A 17980-nucleotide genomic window follows, 5' to 3' on the forward strand; every position below is an offset into this window, starting at 1 on the left:
CGGTCGAAAGGCAGCACCGTTTCAGTGGTACCGCCTTTCGCCATTTCAATCACTCCGCCGCGATCCCCGCCGCCTTGAACATGTCCGGGTCGCCCATCTCATCCAGATTTGCAGGCACTGCGCGGGTCTTGCGGCGGTCGAAGCTTTCCCAGACGTCGTTCCATTGGCCGCGGGTTGCGCCTTTTGAATATTCGGTCGAGCGGGTTTCGAAGAAATTGGCATGTTCGACGCCGTTCAGCATCGGGGCGAGCCAGGGGAGCGGATGTTCGTCGATCATGTAGATGGGCTTGAGGCCCAACTGGCCCAGGCGCCAGTCGGCGATGTAGCGGACATATTTCTTGATGTCCTTGGGCGTCATGCCGGGGACCGGACCCATTTCGAACACCAGATCGACGAACGCATCCTCGATCCGCACCGTCTTCTGGCACATGTCCATGATGTCGTCCTTGACCGCAGGGGTCAGGCACTGACGTTCGGCGCAGAAGGCGTGGAACAGCTTGATGATGCCCTCGCAATGCAGCGTTTCGTCGCGGATCGACCAGGTGACGATCTGGCCCATCCCCTTCATCTTGTTGAAGCGCGGAAAGTTCATCAGCATCGCGAAGGAGGCGAACAGCTGCAAGCCTTCGGTAAAGCCGCCGAACATCGCCAGCGTGCGGGCAATATCCTCGTCCGTGTCGACGCCGAATTGTTGCAGATAGTCATGCTTGTCCTTCATCTCCTTATATTGGAGGAAGGCGCTATATTCGCTTTCGGGCATCCCGATCGTGTCGAGCAGATGCGAGTAAGCGGCGATATGGACGGTTTCCATGTTGCTGAACGCGGTCAGCATCATCTTGACTTCGGTGGGCTTGAACACGCGGCCATATTTTTCGTGGTAGCAATCCTGCACTTCCACGTCCGCCTGGGTGAAGAAGCGGAAAATCTGGGTCAGCAGGTTGCGCTCATGATCGGACAGCTTCTGCGCCCAGTCGCGGCAATCCTCCCCCAAGGGCACTTCTTCGGGCAGCCAGTGCAACTGTTGCTGGCGCTTCCAAAATTCATAGGCCCAGGGATATTCGAACGGCTTGTAAACTTTGGAGGCTTGAAGAAGAGACATGGGTTTCGTCCTGTTGATATGCGGTCCTGTCAGTGAAAGCTGACATCTCGATCCTGTAAGGGAGACCCCGGCCTGCGCCGGGGGGACGGTAAATTATGTTGGATGCGCATGCGCTGGCACGGAGGATGCAATATCCCCCTCCTCTCCCGCAGCGGGAGAGGCGATCAGAGCTTCACTGGCAGGCCAGACACTCGTCATAGTCGGTGCTTTCGCTGCTCAGTTCGAATTTGGGAGCGTCGATCGTGTTGTCGGCCTCCACGCCGCCGGCAAAACCGGCGCGCTGAACCGATTTGGAGCGCAGATAATAAAGCGACTTGATGCCCAGTTCCCACGCGCGGAAGTGGAGCATGAGTAGATCCCACTTCTCAACATCGGCGGGGATGAACAGGTTCAGCGACTGCGCCTGATCGATATAGGGCGTGCGGTCGGCGGCCAGTTCGAGAAGCCAGCGCTGGTCGATTTCGAAGCTGGTCTTGAACGTGTCCTTTTCTTCCTGGCTCAGGAAGTCGAGATGCTGGACGCTGCCACCATGTTCGAGGATCGAGTTCCAGACGTTCGTGCTGTCCTTGGCCTTTTCGACCAGCAGCTTTTCCAGATAGGGGTTCTTGACCGAGAAGCTGCCCGACAGCGTCTTGTGGGTGTAGATGTTCGCCGGGATCGGTTCGATGCAGGCGGACGTGCCGCCGCAGATGATGGAAATCGACGCGGTGGGCGCGATCGCCATCTTGCAGGAAAAGCGCTCCATCACACCCTGATCGGCGGCGTCCGGGCAGGGGCCGCGTTCGATGGCGAGTTGCATCGAGGCTTCGTCGACCTGTCCCTTGATATGTTTGAACATGCGCAGGTTCCACGACTTGGCCATCGCGCCTTCGAACGGGATGCCGCGTGCCTGGAGGAAGCTGTGGAAGCCCATGACGCCAAGGCCAACCGAGCGCTCACGCCCGGCGCTATATTTGGCACGCGCCATTTCGGGCGGCGCGCGGTCGATATAATCCTGCAACACATTGTCGAGGAAGCGCATGATGTCTTCGGCGAAAAGCTTTTCGTCCTTCCATTGATCCCAGGTTTCCAGGTTCATGGACGACAGGCAGCATACCGCCGTGCGATCATTGCCGAGATGGTCGCGACCCGTCGGCAAGGTAATTTCGGAGCAGAGGTTGGAGGTGGATACTTTCAGGCCCAGGTCGCGGTGATGCTTGGGCATCATGCGGTTCACCGTGTCGTTGAACACGATATAAGGTTCGCCGGTGGCAAGGCGGGTTTCGACCAGCTTCTGGAACAGGGCGCGCGCGTCGATGGTGGAACGGATCGACTGGTCCTTGGGGCTGCGCAGATGGAATTCGGCGCCGTCGCGGACAGCCTCCATAAACTCGTCGGTCAGCAGGACGCCATGGTGCAGGTTGAGCGCCTTGCGGTTGAAGTCGCCCGAAGGTTTACGGATTTCGAGAAACTCCTCGATCTCCGGGTGGGATACGTCGAGATAGCAGGCGGCCGATCCGCGACGCAGGCTGCCCTGGCTGATTGCGAGGGTCAGCGAATCCATGACGCGGACGAAGGGGATGATGCCGCTGGTCTTGCCGTTGAGGCCGACCGGCTCACCGATGCCGCGCACGCTGCCCCAATAGGTGCCGATGCCGCCGCCGCGCGAGGCGAGCCAGACATTCTCGTTCCAGGTGTTGACGATGCCTTCCAGGCTGTCGTCAACGCTGTTGAGATAGCAGCTGATCGGCAGGCCGCGCCCGGTGCCGCCGTTGGACAGAACAGGGGTGGCGGGCATGAACCACAGGCGCGAAATATAGTCATAGACGCGTTGGGCATGATCCTGATCGTCGGCATAGGCGGCTGCGACGCGGGCGAACAGATCCTGGTAGCTTTCGCCGGGCAGCAGATAGCGGTCGTTCAGCGTATCCTTGCCGAATTCGGTCAGCAGCGCGTCGCGCGACGGATCGGTCACGACATCGAAGCGCCGTTCCGCCACCGCAGAGGAGGACAGGGGCGCAGCCTTGGCCTGGGGCGCAGGTGCCTTCACCTGTTCCGCTGCCTTTTCGATCAGATCGTCCATCATCGTCGCCACGTCGCTTATACCACCCTGTCCGCTATCCCGAAAATCCATAAGTCGCCCCTAAATGTTCATGTTCCGTTCGATTCGGTCAAGCCCGCGAACATGCCATTGGCAGTCCGTCGCAGCATCGCCCCCATCGCCGGGACCAAAGAAGCGCCAACCGACCGGATTATGGGGCAAAAACCCCTGCGAGCCGAAACAATGTCCAGCGACGCAATCACAATCTGTTGGGTAGCCCCCGTTAACCCGATACCACAGATAGTGCCATAGCGCTTTTTGGACGCAAGAGGGTAAATGACGGTTTAGGGACTCCGTGCGTGGCCAATTCCAACCATTCGTCGCCGATTTTGCATGGCGTGGCGCAGCGACGCATGGATTTCCCTGCACCTTCGAAAAGACAAGAGGGCATATCGGGCGGAGAAAATAAATTTGGCTTGCCACGCAAATCCGTCGGGGCCGGAAAAAGACTCTTTCCGCCCGGCCGCTCTTTAACCTGTTGCGGGCCGTCTCTGGACTTGAGCGCGATTCCCCATTAGCCGCGAACGCGCTGGACCAACGCCGTGCAGAGGCGCGCCGCAGACAAGGGAAAAGGGCAAGATGACGCTCATAAAGACCGCAGACCTGATCGACAGCGTCGCCGACGCGCTTCAGTTCATCAGCTATTATCATCCGATGGATTATATCCGCGCGCTGGGCAAAGCCTATGAGGCGGAGGCCAATCCGGCGGCCAAGGACGCCATCGCCCAGATCCTGACCAACAGCCGCATGTGCGCGGAGGGGCATCGCCCGATCTGCCAGGACACCGGCATCGTCAATGTGTTCGTCAAATGGGGCATGGAGTGCCGGCTGGACGATAATAGCCGGTCGATGCAGGATGTGGTCGATGAAGGGGTGCGCAAGGCTTACCTCAACCCCGAAAACCGGCTGCGCGCGTCGATCCTGCGCGATCCGGCCTTTGGCCGCCAGAATACCAAGGACAACACGCCCTGCGTGCTGAACGTGGAAATGGTGCCGGGCAACAAGGTCGTCATAGACGTCGCGGCCAAGGGTGGCGGGTCGGAGAACAAGACCAAGTTCAAGATGATGAACCCCAGCGATTCGATCGTAGATTGGGTGCTGGACATGATTCCGCAGATGGGCGCGGGCTGGTGCCCGCCCGGCATGTTGGGCATCGGCATCGGCGGCACGGCGGAAAAGGCCGTGGCGCTGGCCAAGGAAAGCCTGATGGAACCCATCGACATGGGCGAACTGAAATTGCGCGGTCCCCAGAACGACATCGAGAAGATGCGGATCGAGATTTTCGACAAGGTCAATGCGCTGGGTATCGGCGCGCAGGGTCTGGGCGGCCTGTCTACCATATTGGACGTCAAGATTTACGACTATCCCTGCCATGCCGCAGGCAAGCCAGTAGCGATGATCCCCAATTGCGCGGCGACGCGCCACGCGCATTTCACGCTGGACGGGTCGGGTCCGGCCTATCTGGAAGCGCCCAAACTGTCGGAATGGCCGCAGGTCGACTGGAAGCCGAGCAAGGAAGCGATCCGCGTCGACCTTAATAACCTGACGCCCGAAGTGGTGCAGAGCTGGAAGCATGGTGACCGGCTGTTGCTGAACGGCAAGATGCTGACCGGGCGTGATGCCGCGCACAAGCGGATCAAGGATATGCTGGCCAAGGGCGAAAGCCTGCCGGTCGATTTCAAGGGCCGGGTGATCTACTATGTCGGCCCGGTCGATCCGGTCCGCGACGAAGTGGTCGGCCCGGCTGGTCCCACCACGGCGACTCGTATGGACAGCTTCATGGACATGATGCTGGAACAGGGTCTGGCCGCCTGCGTCGGCAAGGCCGAGCGCGGTCCGGCAGCGACCGAGAGCATCCGCGTCCACAAAAGTGCCTATCTGATGGCGGTCGGCGGCGCGGCGTACCTCGTCGCCCGCGCCATCAAGGGGGCCAAGGTCGTGGGCTTTGAGGATCTGGGCATGGAAGCGATCTACGAATTCGATGTGGAGGACATGCCCGTCACCGTCGCGGTCGACAGCGAGGGACAGAATGTCCACCGCCTCGCCCCGCTGGTGTGGCAGGAAAAGATCAAGCGCGAAAAGCTGCTCGAAGGGGCGTGATTTGCGTCCGTCCTCCCCGTCGCAGGATGGGGAGGACGGGGTGCCAGTCGCCCATGCCCGCGCTGCCGCTGCCTGGCGGCTTTTGGGGCATGAACCTGTGACCGGAGCGGTATAGGGCGGGCATGATTACTTCTCCCATCTGGTTGCCCGCCACCTTGCTGGCGGGCGCGGTGCAGGCGTGGCGGACGGCGGTGCAACGGCGGGTGAGCCAGAGCCTGTCGCTCAATGCCGCCGGGCTGGTGCGCTATCTCTATGGCATTCCCTTCACTTTCCTGTTGCTGGGCGGGTATAGCCTGACCACCGGCGCAGGCTGGCCGGGGACCGCGCCGCTGTTCCTGATTTTCTGCATCGCGGGCGGGCTGGCGCAGATCGTGGCGACCAATCTGCTGATCATGGCCTTTGCCCATCGCAATTTCGTGGTCGGCACTGCCTATTCCAAGACCGAAGCGGTGCAGGGGGCGATCCTGTCCTTCCTGTTGATGGGGGAGCGATTGTCGGCGATGAGCTGGGCCGGGATAGGGTGCGGGGTCATGGGCGTCATGCTGCTGTCGACCGGCTGCAAGCGGATGGGACCAGTGGATTTCCTGCGCGCGCTGGGCCAGCCTGCGGCGATGACCGGCATTGCGTCGGGCTTTTTCTTTGCGCTGACGGCGATCGGCATCCGCCGGGCGACGCAATCGGTCGAAACCGGCGACCCGGTGCTGGCGGCGCTGGTCGTGCTGGTCGTGACGGTCGCGCTCCAGAGCGTGATGCAGGGCGGCTGGCTGTTGTGGCGCGAACCGGGCGAGATGCGGCGCGTGTTCGCCACCTGGCGCGTGTCGGGACAGGTGGGGATGCTGTCGGCGCTGGGTTCGGCCTGCTGGTTCACTGGCTTTGCGACCGCGCCGGTCGCGCTGGTGCGGATCGTGGGGCAGGTAGAGTTGGGGTTCACCATGGCGTTTGGCCATTTCTACCTGAAGGAAAAGATGCGACGCAGCGAGGGCATGGGCCTGATGCTGGTGGCGGGCGGCGTGGTGCTGGCGCTCGCCGGGGCGCTGTCCTAACGCTTCCTTTACCATGTGCTTTTAGCGTGGGGGCGTGGGACAACAGATTCAATCCGATACCGTCGCAAGAGCGGTGATGAAGGTCGCGCGCCTGTCGGGCGACCTGGGCATCCGCACGCTCGATTTGCAGGCCGACATCAGCGAACTGGCCGACCGGGTAACGCATCAGGCGCACACGATCGAAGCGATCAGCGGCGCGGCGACGCGATTGTCGCGCGATGGTGAGGATGTGTCGCTGGCCGGGCAGGATGCGCGGGAAAAGGCCGTCGCCGCCCGTGCCATCATCGACGATTCCGGGCGGCAATTGTCGGCCGCCAACCTGATCTTCGTCGACCTGATCGAACAGGTCAGCGTGATACATGCGCGACTGGACGGTTTTGGCGAAGCATTGAAGACCGTGTCGCATGTGACCGGGGTGATCAGCGGCATTGCCAGCCAGACCAATTTGCTGGCGCTCAATGCCACGATAGAGGCGGCGCGCGCCGGGGACGCAGGGCGTGGTTTTGCCGTGGTGGCGGCCGAGGTCAAGAAGCTGGCGCAGGAAACGGGCGCAGCGACGCACAAGATCGAACAATCCATCGCGGCGCTGACCGGCGAGGCCGGGGGTATGCTGGACTCCATTACGAAGGGCGCGCAGACCGCGCGCACCGCGCAGGCGGATACCCGCACGATCGAGGCGATGGTTGACCGGCTGGGCGCGCTGATGCTGGACCTGTCGAAGAATAGCGAGGCAGTGGCGGGGCGCATTGCGTCGATGGTGGGTTCGGCCGGCGAAATCCGCACCGGCCTGTCGGCGCTGGCCAGCACGTCGACCGACAATGCAGGGGGGCTGCAACGATTGTCGGGCCGCGTGTCGACCGCCAGCGAGGACACCAACCTGCTGCTGCAATATCTGGCCGAAAGCGGAGTCGCCATCCCCGATTCGCCCTATATCCAGTTTGCGCTGGAATCGGCCGATGTCGTGAGCGCGGCGATGACACGGGCGATAGAGGCCGGGCAGGTCAGCGAAGCGGCCCTGTTCAGTGAGGATTATGCGCCGATCCCCGGCACCCACCCGACCCAGTTCAGCCATCCGGTGCAGGCGGTAATGATGCCCGTCGCGCGCGCGCGGCAGGACATGGCCCGTGCCTTTGGCGGGCTGTTCGGCATGACCTTTACCGATCGCAACGCCTTTGGCGCGGTCGCCATGCCCGAACGGGCGCAACCGCAACGGCACGGCGACGATGTGTGGAATGCGGAACATTCCCGTCAGGGATTGATATTCGATTTCCCCGACACGCGCGAACAATGCCGCATCACGCAGCCTTTCTGCATCAAGGCCTATCGCCGCCTGACCGCGCAGGGCGAAGTCATCCTGTTGAAACAGGTGATCGCGTCGATCCATGTGCAGGGGCGGCATTGGGGTGTGTTGCAAATGGCCTATCAGGATCAGGGATAGGGCCGCTTGCGGTGCCGCCGCGTCGGTTTTCCTACGAAGTTCACACTGTCGTGGGGCGATTTGGGCCAGTTGCGCCGGTAAAGCGCCGGTAAAGCCACGCAAAAGTAACAGCGACGCTACAGCCACGCGCCCTGATGGCGTGCGCAACGCGCCTGCGGGGCGGGGCGCAGGGGTGAAGGGCAGGAGGACGGCGCGGGGTTCCATCCAGCAGGATAGATCAGAGCCAATCCCGTTAGGAAAGGGGTTTGGCGCGCGGGCGGGCGGCGCGCAGAAGCGGAGGTGGAAATCCTTTCCTGCAAGGGGAGGAGGACTGAGAAACGGCCAGACGCAGACATTGCACCTTTTCGCTTCTCTGTCTGGGAACGGATGCCCCTTCTCCGTCACCCCAGCGCAGGCTGGGGTCTCAGGCGGTCACATGATAAGGTCTGAGAGGTCACCCCATTCGGGATTGCTCTCCTCAATAAGCCGGATTTTCCATGCACGCTTCCATGCCCTACCCTCGCGCGCTACCGCCTGAGATGCCAGCCTACGCTGGCATGACGGAAGGGGGAGGGGATGCCCGCTTTTGCAGGCATATCAGCAAAACCTGCCAGTCCCAATTCACCCTTTATCGTCCTTCGCGCGGCCCCCGTCCCTCTTGTTCCGTTCCCGCCATGCGCTATGGCGCTGGGCATGAGGATCGCGGGAACAGCCAGGGGGCGTTTGATCGGCATCGTGTGGGGGGCGGGCGTCGCTTTGCTGTTTGCGCTCATTGCGCTGTGCCTGGCGATTACCATCGTGCCGCCTTTTCTGGACCGCATCTATTATGAGGGGCCGGCGAGCCGCCATTATGATGGCGCGCATTTCTTCAATCCCGACGGGACGATCGACGTGCCTGCGCCGCCCGGCAGCAGCCGCACCGGCTTTATCGCGCGCTGGTTGCTGGGGGATGATGACCGGCCGGAATGGCCGATCGCGATTGCGGTCAAGCCTGCGCGTCCGGCCGCCTTTGCCGCGCCGCGCGGCATGGTGGCGACATGGGTGGGTCATGCCAGCGTGCTCGTGCAGGCGGCGGGGATCAACATATTGACCGATCCGGTCTGGTCTGACTTTGCCAGCCCCCTGCCACCATTCGGCCCGAAACGGGTCGCGCAGCCGGGTATTCGTTTCGACGATCTGCCCAAGATCGACCTGATCGTCATCAGCCATAATCATTATGACCATATGGACCTGCCCACGCTCAAACGCCTGTGGGACCGGGACCGGCCCAAGATCGTCACCAGCCTGGGCAATGACGCGATCCTGAAAGCGCATGGGATTCCGGCGACGGCGATCGACTGGGGCCAGTCGGTCAGCGGCGCAGCGCTGAACGGGCTGGCGCCGCAGGCAGTGATCCAGTGCGGCAATTACGAACATTGCCCCGATTATCGCGTCCATGTGACGCGCAACCATCATTGGGGCAGCCGATGGGGAACCGACCGGAACCGGGCGCTATGGTCCAGTTTCGTGATCGAGACGCGGGCGGGCAATATCTTCTTTGCCGGCGATACGGGCGCGGGCGACATGGGATGGCCGGCGCAGGCGGCGCGGATCGGGCCGATCCGGCTGGCGCTGATCCCGATCGGCGCGTTTCGATTCTGGAAAGGGCAGATGGCGTCGGACGCGCATATCGGGCCGGTGCAGGCAGTCGAGGTGTTCAAAAGGCTGGGCGCATCGACCGCGATTCCCATCCATTGGGGGACGTTTCGCCTGTCTTACGAACAATGGGATACGCCGCCCCGGATGCTGGAACTGGCGCTGCGTTGCGAGGGGATAGCGCGCAAACGCTTTGCGCCGGTGCGGATCGGGCAGGCAATCGTCGTGCCGACCGTCAGCCCGGTGGAGCGGGTCGACCGCCGCTGCGACGAACGGGCGATCCGCGCGCTGGAGTGAGGGTTCAGCCGGGCTTTTGCAGATGCGTTCAGCACCGGCCCTCTCCCCCACCCGGCCATCCGTTCAGCATATTCTGTGGGTGGCCGGGTGGGGGAGAGGGCCGGTGCGGCTCTTCTAGTTGGCCGTCGCGCAATCCCCAGTGCGCTTGCCGGTCAGGTCGTGGGTGGTGCGCAGCACTGGCTGCCCGCCCTGCGTTTTGGTCATGGTAGTGCCGAGCGTCAGCGTGTCGGCAGTGTAATTGCCCTCCACCACGATTTCCGATGTGCCAGCCCCCGCCGTGCAGGCCAGCGTGGCGATCAGCCGCCCCTTGCGCGCCAGCCTGTCCTTGTAAGTGCAGGCCGTGCCTTCGCCGCCCGCCAGCGCATCCGCATCGGGCAGGCCGTCGGGGGCGATCGCGATGCAGACCTTGTCCTCGACCACCTGTTTCAGCGCCGCCTGATATTGGGCAGGGGTGACGGTGGGGGTGTTGTAGCCCGTCGTCTTGCGCGTCAGCGTCCATTGCCCCGCCTGCATCAGGACCGGCGCGTCCTCCACCGGCGGGGGCGGCGGTTCGCTGCCACAGGCGGTCAGCGCGACCAGCATCGTCAGCGGCCATGCCGCCAGCAAAGTCTTGTCCATATCCTCTCCATATTCTCTTATCGGAACGGGGGGAGGCTCTACCGACCGGGGGCAAAGCGCAAGCAGATTATGGCGCGGGCGGGCAGTCCGGGCCGATCCATTTGCCCTGCGATTTCGCTGTCATGGCCATCGACTGGCCCTGTGGTCCGCCCTCCATCTTCATGTCCATGTTCATGGTGTAGCTTTCGGGCGCGTAGGTGCCGGACATGGCGGCGTTCATCGTGCCGCCCTGCGCCTTGCACGACACTTGGCCCTTCACGCTGCCGCCGGTGGCGTCGAACCCGGCATAGGTGCAGTCTTTATTCTCCTGCCCCGCAAACATATCCGCCCCCGGATTGGCAGCCTGCTGCGGCGTGACGCAATATTTGAGCGACTGCTGGCTCATCATGCGCTTCATCTGATCCTCCATCTCCGCAGGCGCGCCGGGCATTTTGGACAGGTCGATATCCTCGATCGTGAAGCGCCCCTCCCATTGGCCCGGCTTCAGCTGCACCTTGTCGACGGCGGCCTTTACCTGCGCCTCGCTCATGGCGTCGGTGGCGGCGATATTGCCTGCCTTCTCGCCCGGCTTGTCGGTGCAGGCGGCGAGCAGCGCCGTGAGCGTGAGAAGCGTCATGATCGTCGGGCGCATGGCCTGTCCTCCCTGTTGTCGCGGCAGAGCATAGCGCGGGACGGAGGGGATGCAACGGGAGGGATGGATTTGTTTGTTCTTGTTTTGTTTCGAACATTTCGATAGGGTTCGCAGGTAATTCTTGGGGAAGGTTGATGCGGCCAAAGGGTATCGACAAGCGCAGGCGGGCAAACCGGCTCGCCGTGCCAATGACGTTGATGGCGGTCATTTCATCGCTGCTCGCTTTAACGGGCCCCGCGACAGCTTCAACCATTTCGCCCAGGACCGGAATTTCAATCGCGGTGCCTATCGCGCCATGGAAGATGGGTGGGTCAAAGACTTGCGCGCCGGAAAGAAAGTCGTCGTGGACATCGTGCCGCTTTATGAAGGAACCTCCAAACGACCTTATCGGATCAACATCACTTGGCGCGTCAACGGCGCAGAAAAATCCATGGATTTCTGGAACGAGAGGAAAGGGAAAGCGCGTGACCGATAAACTTGATGCGTTGGGTTCTCTCATGAACGAGATTGGGTCAGAATTGACCGACTTGGTCGGCGGTGATCCGAATGGTGTTTTTCTTTATGTGGAAATTGGCGACGGATGGGTGAGCCCCAGTGTTTTCAAAGATGAAGGAGATGTCATTCGCTACTATAATCCTCGTTCTACAAGTCTTAGTGATATGCTTTGGGAGGCTTGGTATCTCGAACCTGATGAACCCAATATGCGTTGGTCGGTGCTGGAATATGCCATCGTAGGCAAAAAATTCCATGTCAGCATGAAATATCCCGAAGAGGTGAATGTCGACGAGATTGATTCAGAACGCCGCCAATCTGCCCTGCGCGCGCGTTTCGGTGACAAGCCGGTGGTGTATCCGCCGCCGCCTGCCGGCGCGTTCGAACTGAAACCCTGACGCTGATTGCGTCGTGACGCAAAGACACCATATTCGCCCTATGGCCATCCAGATCCGCACCACGCTCGACGAACCTGATACCGAGGCGCATTTCGTGCCGCACCGTCCCGCGCGCCCGGACAAGAGCGAGGGCGGGCGGCCGTTCACGCTGGTCAGCGAATATGAACCGTCGGGAGACCAGCGCACGGCGATTCCCGAACTGGTGGAACAGGCGCTGGCAGGCGAGCGGGATCAGGTGCTGCTGGGCGTCACAGGCTCCGGCAAGACCTTCACCATGGCCAAGGTGATCGAGGCGTTGCAGCGGCCCGCTTTGATCCTGGCCCCCAATAAAATCCTCGCCGCGCAATTATATGGCGAATTCAAGAGTTTCTTCCCCGACAATGCAGTCGAATATTTCGTCAGCTATTATGATTATTACCAGCCCGAAGCCTATGTCGCGCGGTCCGACACCTATATCGAGAAGGAATCGAGCGTAAACGAGAGCATCGACCGGATGCGCCATTCGGCCACCCGATCGCTGCTGGAACGGGACGATTGCATCATCGTGGCATCGGTCAGTTGCCTCTATGGCATCGGGTCGGTCGAAACCTATTCGGCCATGACCTTTTCGATGAAGAAGGGCGGGATCGAGGACCAGCGGGAGATTATCCGAAAGCTGGTCGCGCTCCAGTATAAGCGCAACGATGTCGGCTTTGCGCGCGGCAATTTCCGCGTGAAAGGCGATAATCTGGAGATTTTCCCGTCCCATTATGAGGATACCGCCTGGCGCGTGTCCTTCTTCGGCAATGAGATTGAGGAGATTGTCGAGTTCGATCCGCTGTCGGGGCGCAAGGTCGCAAGCCTCGACTATGTGAAGGTGTTTCCCAACAGCCACCATGTGACGCCCGGCCCGACGCTGAAACAGGCGATGGAGGCGATCCGTTTCGAATTGACCGAGCGGCTCAAGGAGTTGGAGGCGGAGGGCAAGCTGCTGGAAGCGCAGCGGCTGGAGCAGCGGACCAATTTCGATCTGGAGATGATCGCCGCGACGGGATCATGCGCAGGAATCGAAAATTACAGCCGTTTCCTGACCGGGCGTCTGCCGGGCGAACCGCCGCCGACCCTGTTCGAATATCTGCCCGAAAATGCGCTGCTGTTCGTCGATGAAAGCCACCAGACCGTGCCGCAGATCGGCGCGATGGCGCGGGGCGATCACCGGCGCAAGATCACGCTGGCCGAATATGGCTTTCGACTGCCCAGTTGCATCGACAATCGGCCGCTGCGCTTCAACGAATGGGACGCGATGCGGCCGCAGACGGTCAGCGTGTCGGCAACGCCGGGCAAGTGGGAGATGGAGCAGACCGGCGGCGTGTTCAGCGAGCAGGTCATTCGCCCCACCGGCCTGATCGACCCGCCGGTCGAGATCAAGCCGGTCGAGGATCAGGTCGATGATCTGATCCATGAGTGCCGCAAGGTGACGGCGAACGGCTATCGCACGCTCGTCACCACACTGACCAAGCGGATGGCGGAGGATCTGACCGAGTTCATGCATGAAGCGGGGATCAAGGTCCGTTACATGCACAGCGATGTCGAGACGCTGGAACGGATCGAGCTGATCCGCGATTTGCGGCTGGGCGTCTATGATGTGCTGATCGGCATCAACCTGCTGCGCGAGGGGCTGGATATTCCCGAATGTGGCCTCGTCGCCATTCTCGACGCGGACAAGGAGGGGTTTTTGCGCTCCGAAACATCGCTGATCCAGACGATCGGCCGTGCGGCGCGCAATGTCGACGGGCGCGTCATCCTCTATGCCGACCGGATCACGGGCAGCATGGAGCGCGCGCTCAACGAAACCGGGCGCAGGCGCGAAAAGCAGGAAGAATATAACGCGCTCCACGGCATCACGCCGACCACGATCAAGCGCAACATCGGCGACATCATCGCCCATGTGTCCAACAAGGACAGCGTGCTGGTGGAGACGGGCGACGCCGACCGGCCCCATATGGTCGGCCACAATCTGCGCGCCTATATCGAGGATTTGGAAAAGAAGATGCGCGCCGCCGCCGCCGACCTGGAGTTCGAGGAAGCCGGGCGCATCCGCGACGAAATCCGCAAGCTGGAGGCCGAGGAGCTGGGCCTGCCGCACGAGCAGCAAGTCGCCGCCCCACGCGGGCGCGCGACCGAGGGCAAGCCGGGAACGCGGAAATTGCGCTATGGCAAGACGCAGAAGAAGTTCGGGAAGTAGGGGAAGCCTGAACGGGTGGCTGAAAGGGGCAGGGGAAAGGACAGCTTGGTCAGATGCTTGAAAATCCGATCATTCCGGGTGGTGGCAGTGTGTGAGGCGTCAGATTGGGACGTTACCGGGATGAAGCGTCGGTGCGATAAGCGGCCACGCATAGGCGGCGAACGATCCTGATATCTATCCCCACCCTGAACGGGTGGTTTTATTGCGTTCATGCAACATTCCTGCCGCCACCGGGTTTTAGCTCCATACCGTCCGCGAATATAAGGAACTGGACCTATGACCCCATCCATCAGGAACGCGATTGCCGCGCTGTCGCTGGCCACGATGACGCTGACCGGCATCGCTGCCACGCCTGCTTTTGCCCAGCCGGGCCAGAACTGGCAGGACCGTCAGGAACGGCGCGACGACCGGCGCGATGATCGCCAGGACCGCCGTGCTGATCGGCGTGATGACCGCAGGGATGATCGCCGCGACCAGCGGGCCGACCGCCGCGATGATCGTCGCGACGACCGTCGCACCCAATATCGTCGCCCCGGCAAGGTCGTCTATAATTACGACTATAACCGACCGGACCCGCGCTATGGCCGCAGCTACCGCCCCGACCGCTATTATCAGACCGGCTATGAACCGATCCGCGTGAACCGCCAGACCCGCATCTATCGCGGCAATGACGATCGCTATTATTGCCGCCGTTCGGATGGCACGACCGGCCTGATCGTCGGCGCGGCACTTGGCGGCCTGCTCGGCAATCAGGTTGCGCGCGGCCAGTCGAACATCCTTGGCACGCTGATCGGCGGCGGCGCAGGCGCGCTGATCGGCCGTGAAATCGACCGGGGCGGCGTGAACTGCCGCTAAGTCCCAATAGACTGTCGCGAAATGCGCGAAAGAGCGCATTTCGCGACAAGTCCCTAGCACCAGGGATGGCGCGCGCCATCCCATGACCGGGCCAGTCCTTCGGCGACAAGCTGTTCGCCGATCGACTGGCCCTTTCGCGTCACGACCCGCAATGCCCGGCCATAACGGTCGCTGTCCCGGTCCCCGCTGGCCAGCGAGAAGGGGCCAGCGTTCAGCAACGTCTGCAACTGCTGCGTCGCGCGCGCGCCCAGAACGCCCTCGGCTTCGCAACGCGGCCCGTGGGTTTCGGGCGTGTCGATGTCCGCGATCCGATATTTGTCGCCGCGAAACCAGAATGTGTCGCCATCGACCACGCAATTGCTGCCGCCGCCGCTGTGGCAAAATCCAAACTGCGCCGATAACGCATCGGCAGCCATGCTCTGGTGCGGGGTAGCCGTCGGGAACAGGCTTTGCGGCACGGAAATGCGCGCTGTCCAGTCCGGCCCGAACCATCCGATCATCAATCCAAGGCAAAGAATATAGACCAGCGCGGGTCCGCTGACGCCCCGGTGGCCGGAACGGCGCGTCTGTCCAACCCGCCCATTTGCCCCTGCAAAGGATCGCCTTCTTCCCTGGTCGCGAAACGCAAACCCATGTCGCTGTCTGTTCATGCCCCCGGCTGTATCGCCGCGCAGGCAAACAGGGGGTTAAAGCCGCGCCATCTTCACGCCAGTCCGGCGCAGGTCCGGTCCGATGGCGATCAATGTGCCGCTCGCCCGCAACGCCATGCGCGGGCGATTCTTCCGAAATGGAGGCGATTCATGAGCGCCACGGGGCCGCCCGCCCGCTATTCGTCGTCCTCGGCGGGATCCTCGTCATCCATTTGCGGTTCCCCGACATAGGCGTCCATGTCGATCCGGCCCGAACGCTCCATTGCGTTCATCGTTTCGACCAGGTCGGGGGTGTCGTCGGGGATGATCTGCGCGCGATCGGCATGGCCGCCGCGTCCGGTGTCTCCGCCGATCTGCGTGCCGCGATGGCGTGCATCCTGCGCAACATCCTGCGCCTGTGTTCCCGCTTCGGCCTGTTCGCTATTTTCTTCCGCTTCGATTTCCGGGGCAGGGCGGTCCATGTCGCATCTCCTTAAAGGCTGATGCGTCCCCAACGGTCCGGCGCAAGCCCCGTTCCCACAAAAGCGAAACCGCTGGACAGCGCGATGCCAAGGGGGCAAAGGCCAGCGCGATCCTTTTCGCACTGCAACAGGAATCCAAATGCCCCGCCAGCTCATTACTTCCGGCTCGCCCTTTGAGGCGCAGGTCGGCTATTCGCGCGCCGTCGTTCAGGGCGACTGGTGCTTCGTCGCCGGAACGACCGGCACCGACCCTGAAACAAAGGTCATGCCCGACAGCGTAGTGGAGCAGGGCAAGAACGCCCTCAAGGTGATCAGCAAGGCACTGGAAGACGCAGGCTTTGCCTTTTCCGATGTGGTGCGCGTCACTTATTATATCACCGACGCTGCCTATTGGGACGAATTGGGACAGGCGACCGCGCCTGTGTTCGGTGACATCCGTCCAGCCGCCAGCTGCGTCATCGCAGGGCTGGTCAAGCCGGACATGAAGATCGAAATCGAAGTCACCGCCTTCAAAGGGTAAGCGCTTTTACAAGCGATAATAAGGGTCAGCATCATGATCACCATGTACGGCATCAAAAATTGCGACTCGATCAAGAAGGCCCGTAACTGGCTGGACAATGAGCGCGTCCCCTACAGCTTCCACGACTATAAGGTTTCGGGCGTGGACAAGGGCAAGCTGGAAGAATGGGTGATGGAACATGGTTGGGAAACCATCCTCAACCGATCCGGCACCACGTTCAAGGCGCTGGATGCCGGGGACAAGGCGCATATCGACGCGGACAAGGCGATCCTGCTGATGATCACCAACCCTTCGATGATCAAGCGGCCGATCCTCGACACTGGCAAGCAGATCATCATCGGTTTCAAGGCGACGACTTATGAGAACGCATTGGCGGGTGTGACGGCGTGACTGTCGGGAGCCTGATCCGCTCCTGCCTGTTACTGCTGGCTGCTGCCCTGTCCGTGGAGGTCGCCATGGCCGAACCGATCCTGATCGCCCATCGCGGCGCCAGCGGGGAACGCCCCGAACATACGCTCGCCGGCTATGAACGGGCGATCGACCAGGGGGCCGACTATATCGAACCCGACCTGGTCCTGACCAAGGATGGCGTGCTGGTCGCGCGCCATGAAAATGAGATAAGCGGCACCACCGATATTGCCGACCATCCCGAATTTGCCGATCGCAAGACGAGCAGGACGATCGACGGCGTGGCCATGACCGGCTGGTTCACCGAGGATTTCACGCTCGCCGAACTGCGCACCCTGCGCGCGCGCGAACGGCTGCCCGACCTGCGGCCGGCCAATGTGCGTTTCGACAGGCTCTATCCCGTCCCGACGTTCGAGGAGATATTGCAGCTGGTCCGTGCCAAGGAAGCGGAAGCCGGCCGTCGCATCGGCCTCTATCCCGAAACCAAGCATCCCAGCTATTTTGCCGGGCTTGGCCTGCCGCATCAGGCGGCGCTGCTCGATCTGCTCTCTCGCTATGGCTATCAAACCGAAGCCGACCCTGTATTCATCCAGTCGTTCGAGGTCGGCAATCTGAAAGCCATTCGTGCCGCTTCACGCCTGCGCCTGATCCAGTTGGTCGATGCAGAAGGTGGCCCGGCCGACATGCCCGGCACCCGCTATGCGGATATGCTGGCATTGCGCGGCCTGTCGGACATTGCCGATTATGCCGACGGCATCGGCCCGTCTGCGGGGCAGGTGCTGACGACCGAAGGTGCGACCGGGTTGGTAGGGCGCGCCCATGATGCCGGGTTGCAGGTTCATGTCTGGACGTTGCGCACGGAAAACAGCTTCCTGCCTGTCCAATATCAACGGCCCGGCGACGTGCAGGGACGCGGCGATTTCGCCAGCTATGTCCGCGCGATTGCCGCGACCGGGGTGGACGGGCTGTTCAGCGATTTCCCCAAACAGGCAAAGGCCGCGTTGCGCGACTGGCCATGATCAGCGAAAGCTGGGGCTGACGGCTTGTAAAAC

17 protein-coding genes are annotated in these 17980 nt (G+C 62.0%); 11 read left to right on the forward strand and 6 right to left on the reverse strand.

The window, feature by feature from the left end:
• Positions 1-49: 49 nt before the first annotated feature.
• Entirely contained in the window at positions 50-1099 is a 1050-nt protein-coding gene (locus SPBM01_RS19200) for a ribonucleotide-diphosphate reductase subunit beta (RefSeq protein WP_188063077.1), read from the reverse strand.
• A 172-nt stretch (positions 1100-1271) separates the two neighbouring features.
• On the reverse strand, positions 1272-3212 hold the full coding sequence (locus SPBM01_RS19205; RefSeq protein ID WP_410483013.1) for a ribonucleoside-diphosphate reductase subunit alpha: 1941 nt from the start codon (positions 3210-3212) through the stop codon (positions 1272-1274).
• 546 nt (positions 3213-3758) lie between these two features.
• Between SPBM01_RS19205 and SPBM01_RS19210 the strand changes: the two genes are divergently transcribed.
• The 4 genes from SPBM01_RS19210 (at position 3759) to SPBM01_RS19225 (ending at position 9671) form a co-directional block, all read left to right on the forward strand.
• Entirely contained in the window at positions 3759-5279 is a 1521-nt protein-coding gene (locus tag SPBM01_RS19210) for a fumarate hydratase (RefSeq protein WP_188063078.1), read from the forward strand.
• Between the two features lie 122 nt (positions 5280-5401).
• Positions 5402-6322 carry an EamA family transporter gene (locus SPBM01_RS19215; RefSeq protein ID WP_188063079.1) on the forward strand — a complete coding sequence of 307 codons (921 nt, stop codon included), beginning with the start codon at positions 5402-5404 and terminating at the stop codon, positions 6320-6322.
• 76 nt (positions 6323-6398) lie between these two features.
• The gene (locus SPBM01_RS19220) at positions 6399-7760 is read left to right on the forward strand and encodes a methyl-accepting chemotaxis protein (protein WP_188063080.1); all 1362 of its coding nucleotides are present in this window, start codon (positions 6399-6401) and stop codon (positions 7758-7760) included.
• Positions 7761-8432: 672 nt separating this feature from the next.
• Positions 8433-9671 carry an MBL fold metallo-hydrolase gene (locus tag SPBM01_RS19225; RefSeq protein WP_188063081.1) on the forward strand — a complete coding sequence of 413 codons (1239 nt, stop codon included), beginning with the start codon at positions 8433-8435 and terminating at the stop codon, positions 9669-9671.
• A gap of 114 nt (positions 9672-9785) precedes the next feature.
• Here the strand turns inward: SPBM01_RS19225 and SPBM01_RS19230 are convergent, their stop codons facing one another.
• Positions 9786-10289, reverse strand: a complete 504-nt coding sequence (locus SPBM01_RS19230) for a DUF3617 domain-containing protein (RefSeq protein ID WP_188063082.1) — start codon at positions 10287-10289, stop codon at positions 9786-9788.
• A 67-nt stretch (positions 10290-10356) separates the two neighbouring features.
• Complete coding sequence (locus tag SPBM01_RS19235) at positions 10357-10920, reverse strand: DUF3617 domain-containing protein (protein WP_188063083.1); 564 nt, start codon at positions 10918-10920, stop codon at positions 10357-10359.
• 121 nt (positions 10921-11041) lie between these two features.
• On the opposite strand from SPBM01_RS19235, the gene SPBM01_RS19240 reads away from it, so the two are divergent.
• From SPBM01_RS19240 to SPBM01_RS19255, 4 genes are all read left to right on the forward strand, one after another.
• Complete coding sequence (locus tag SPBM01_RS19240; RefSeq protein WP_188063084.1) at positions 11042-11395, forward strand: DNA/RNA non-specific endonuclease; 354 nt, start codon at positions 11042-11044, stop codon at positions 11393-11395.
• A gap of 22 nt (positions 11396-11417) precedes the next feature.
• Positions 11418-11810, forward strand: a complete 393-nt coding sequence (locus SPBM01_RS19245; protein WP_188065840.1) for a hypothetical protein — start codon at positions 11418-11420, stop codon at positions 11808-11810.
• 40 nt (positions 11811-11850) lie between these two features.
• The gene (gene uvrB / locus SPBM01_RS19250) at positions 11851-14034 is read left to right on the forward strand and encodes an excinuclease ABC subunit UvrB (RefSeq protein ID WP_188063085.1); all 2184 of its coding nucleotides are present in this window, start codon (positions 11851-11853) and stop codon (positions 14032-14034) included.
• Positions 14035-14310: 276 nt separating this feature from the next.
• Positions 14311-14889, forward strand: a complete 579-nt coding sequence (locus tag SPBM01_RS19255; protein WP_188063086.1) for a glycine zipper 2TM domain-containing protein — start codon at positions 14311-14313, stop codon at positions 14887-14889.
• A gap of 53 nt (positions 14890-14942) precedes the next feature.
• On the opposite strand, the gene SPBM01_RS19260 is transcribed toward SPBM01_RS19255, so the two are convergent.
• Both SPBM01_RS19260 and SPBM01_RS19265 read right to left on the reverse strand, forming a co-directional pair.
• On the reverse strand, positions 14943-15389 hold the full coding sequence (locus SPBM01_RS19260) for a thermonuclease family protein (protein ID WP_188063087.1): 447 nt from the start codon (positions 15387-15389) through the stop codon (positions 14943-14945).
• A 326-nt stretch (positions 15390-15715) separates the two neighbouring features.
• Positions 15716-16000 (reverse strand): hypothetical protein, encoded by a 285-nt coding sequence (locus tag SPBM01_RS19265; protein WP_188063088.1) that lies wholly within the window; start codon positions 15998-16000, stop codon positions 15716-15718.
• Between the two features lie 139 nt (positions 16001-16139).
• Between SPBM01_RS19265 and SPBM01_RS19270 the strand changes: the two genes are divergently transcribed.
• The 3 genes from SPBM01_RS19270 to SPBM01_RS19280 are packed head-to-tail and all read left to right on the forward strand — an operon-like array spanning position 16140 to position 17947.
• Entirely contained in the window at positions 16140-16520 is a 381-nt protein-coding gene (locus tag SPBM01_RS19270) for a RidA family protein (protein WP_188063089.1), read from the forward strand.
• Between the two features lie 33 nt (positions 16521-16553).
• Positions 16554-16910 carry an ArsC family reductase gene (locus SPBM01_RS19275; RefSeq protein WP_188063090.1) on the forward strand — a complete coding sequence of 119 codons (357 nt, stop codon included), beginning with the start codon at positions 16554-16556 and terminating at the stop codon, positions 16908-16910.
• A complete protein-coding gene (locus tag SPBM01_RS19280; RefSeq protein ID WP_188063091.1) occupies positions 16907-17947 on the forward strand; it encodes a glycerophosphodiester phosphodiesterase in 1041 nt (346 codons plus the stop codon). Before SPBM01_RS19275 ends, SPBM01_RS19280 begins: the two co-directional genes overlap by 4 nt.
• The last annotated feature ends 33 nt before the right edge of the window (positions 17948-17980 follow it).

The organism is Sphingobium sp. KCTC 72723 (genome assembly GCF_014280435.1).
Lineage (GTDB): Bacteria > Pseudomonadota > Alphaproteobacteria > Sphingomonadales > Sphingomonadaceae > Sphingobium.

Bases quoted from the DNA above. Each gene is read 5' to 3' on its own strand.
- SPBM01_RS19255 (WP_188063086.1), top strand. From the start codon at position 14,311: ATGACCCCATCCATCAGGAACGCGATTGCCGCGCTGTCGCTGGCCACG.
- SPBM01_RS19210 (WP_188063078.1), top strand. From the start codon at position 3,759: ATGACGCTCATAAAGACCGCAGACCTGATCGACAGCGTCGCCGACGCG.
- SPBM01_RS19260 (WP_188063087.1), bottom strand. From the start codon at position 15,389: ATGATCGGATGGTTCGGGCCGGACTGGACAGCGCGCATTTCCGTGCCG.
- SPBM01_RS19225 (WP_188063081.1), top strand. From the start codon at position 8,433: ATGAGGATCGCGGGAACAGCCAGGGGGCGTTTGATCGGCATCGTGTGG.
- SPBM01_RS19275 (WP_188063090.1), top strand. From the start codon at position 16,554: ATGATCACCATGTACGGCATCAAAAATTGCGACTCGATCAAGAAGGCC.
- SPBM01_RS19215 (WP_188063079.1), top strand. From the start codon at position 5,402: ATGATTACTTCTCCCATCTGGTTGCCCGCCACCTTGCTGGCGGGCGCG.
- SPBM01_RS19205 (WP_410483013.1), bottom strand. From the start codon at position 3,212: ATGGATTTTCGGGATAGCGGACAGGGTGGTATAAGCGACGTGGCGACG.
- SPBM01_RS19235 (WP_188063083.1), bottom strand. From the start codon at position 10,920: ATGCGCCCGACGATCATGACGCTTCTCACGCTCACGGCGCTGCTCGCC.
- SPBM01_RS19200 (WP_188063077.1), bottom strand. From the start codon at position 1,099: ATGTCTCTTCTTCAAGCCTCCAAAGTTTACAAGCCGTTCGAATATCCC.
- SPBM01_RS19220 (WP_188063080.1), top strand. From the start codon at position 6,399: ATGAAGGTCGCGCGCCTGTCGGGCGACCTGGGCATCCGCACGCTCGAT.
- SPBM01_RS19245 (WP_188065840.1), top strand. From the start codon at position 11,418: ATGAACGAGATTGGGTCAGAATTGACCGACTTGGTCGGCGGTGATCCG.
- uvrB (WP_188063085.1), top strand. From the start codon at position 11,851: ATGGCCATCCAGATCCGCACCACGCTCGACGAACCTGATACCGAGGCG.
- SPBM01_RS19270 (WP_188063089.1), top strand. From the start codon at position 16,140: ATGCCCCGCCAGCTCATTACTTCCGGCTCGCCCTTTGAGGCGCAGGTC.
- SPBM01_RS19265 (WP_188063088.1), bottom strand. From the start codon at position 16,000: ATGGACCGCCCTGCCCCGGAAATCGAAGCGGAAGAAAATAGCGAACAG.
- SPBM01_RS19230 (WP_188063082.1), bottom strand. From the start codon at position 10,289: ATGGACAAGACTTTGCTGGCGGCATGGCCGCTGACGATGCTGGTCGCG.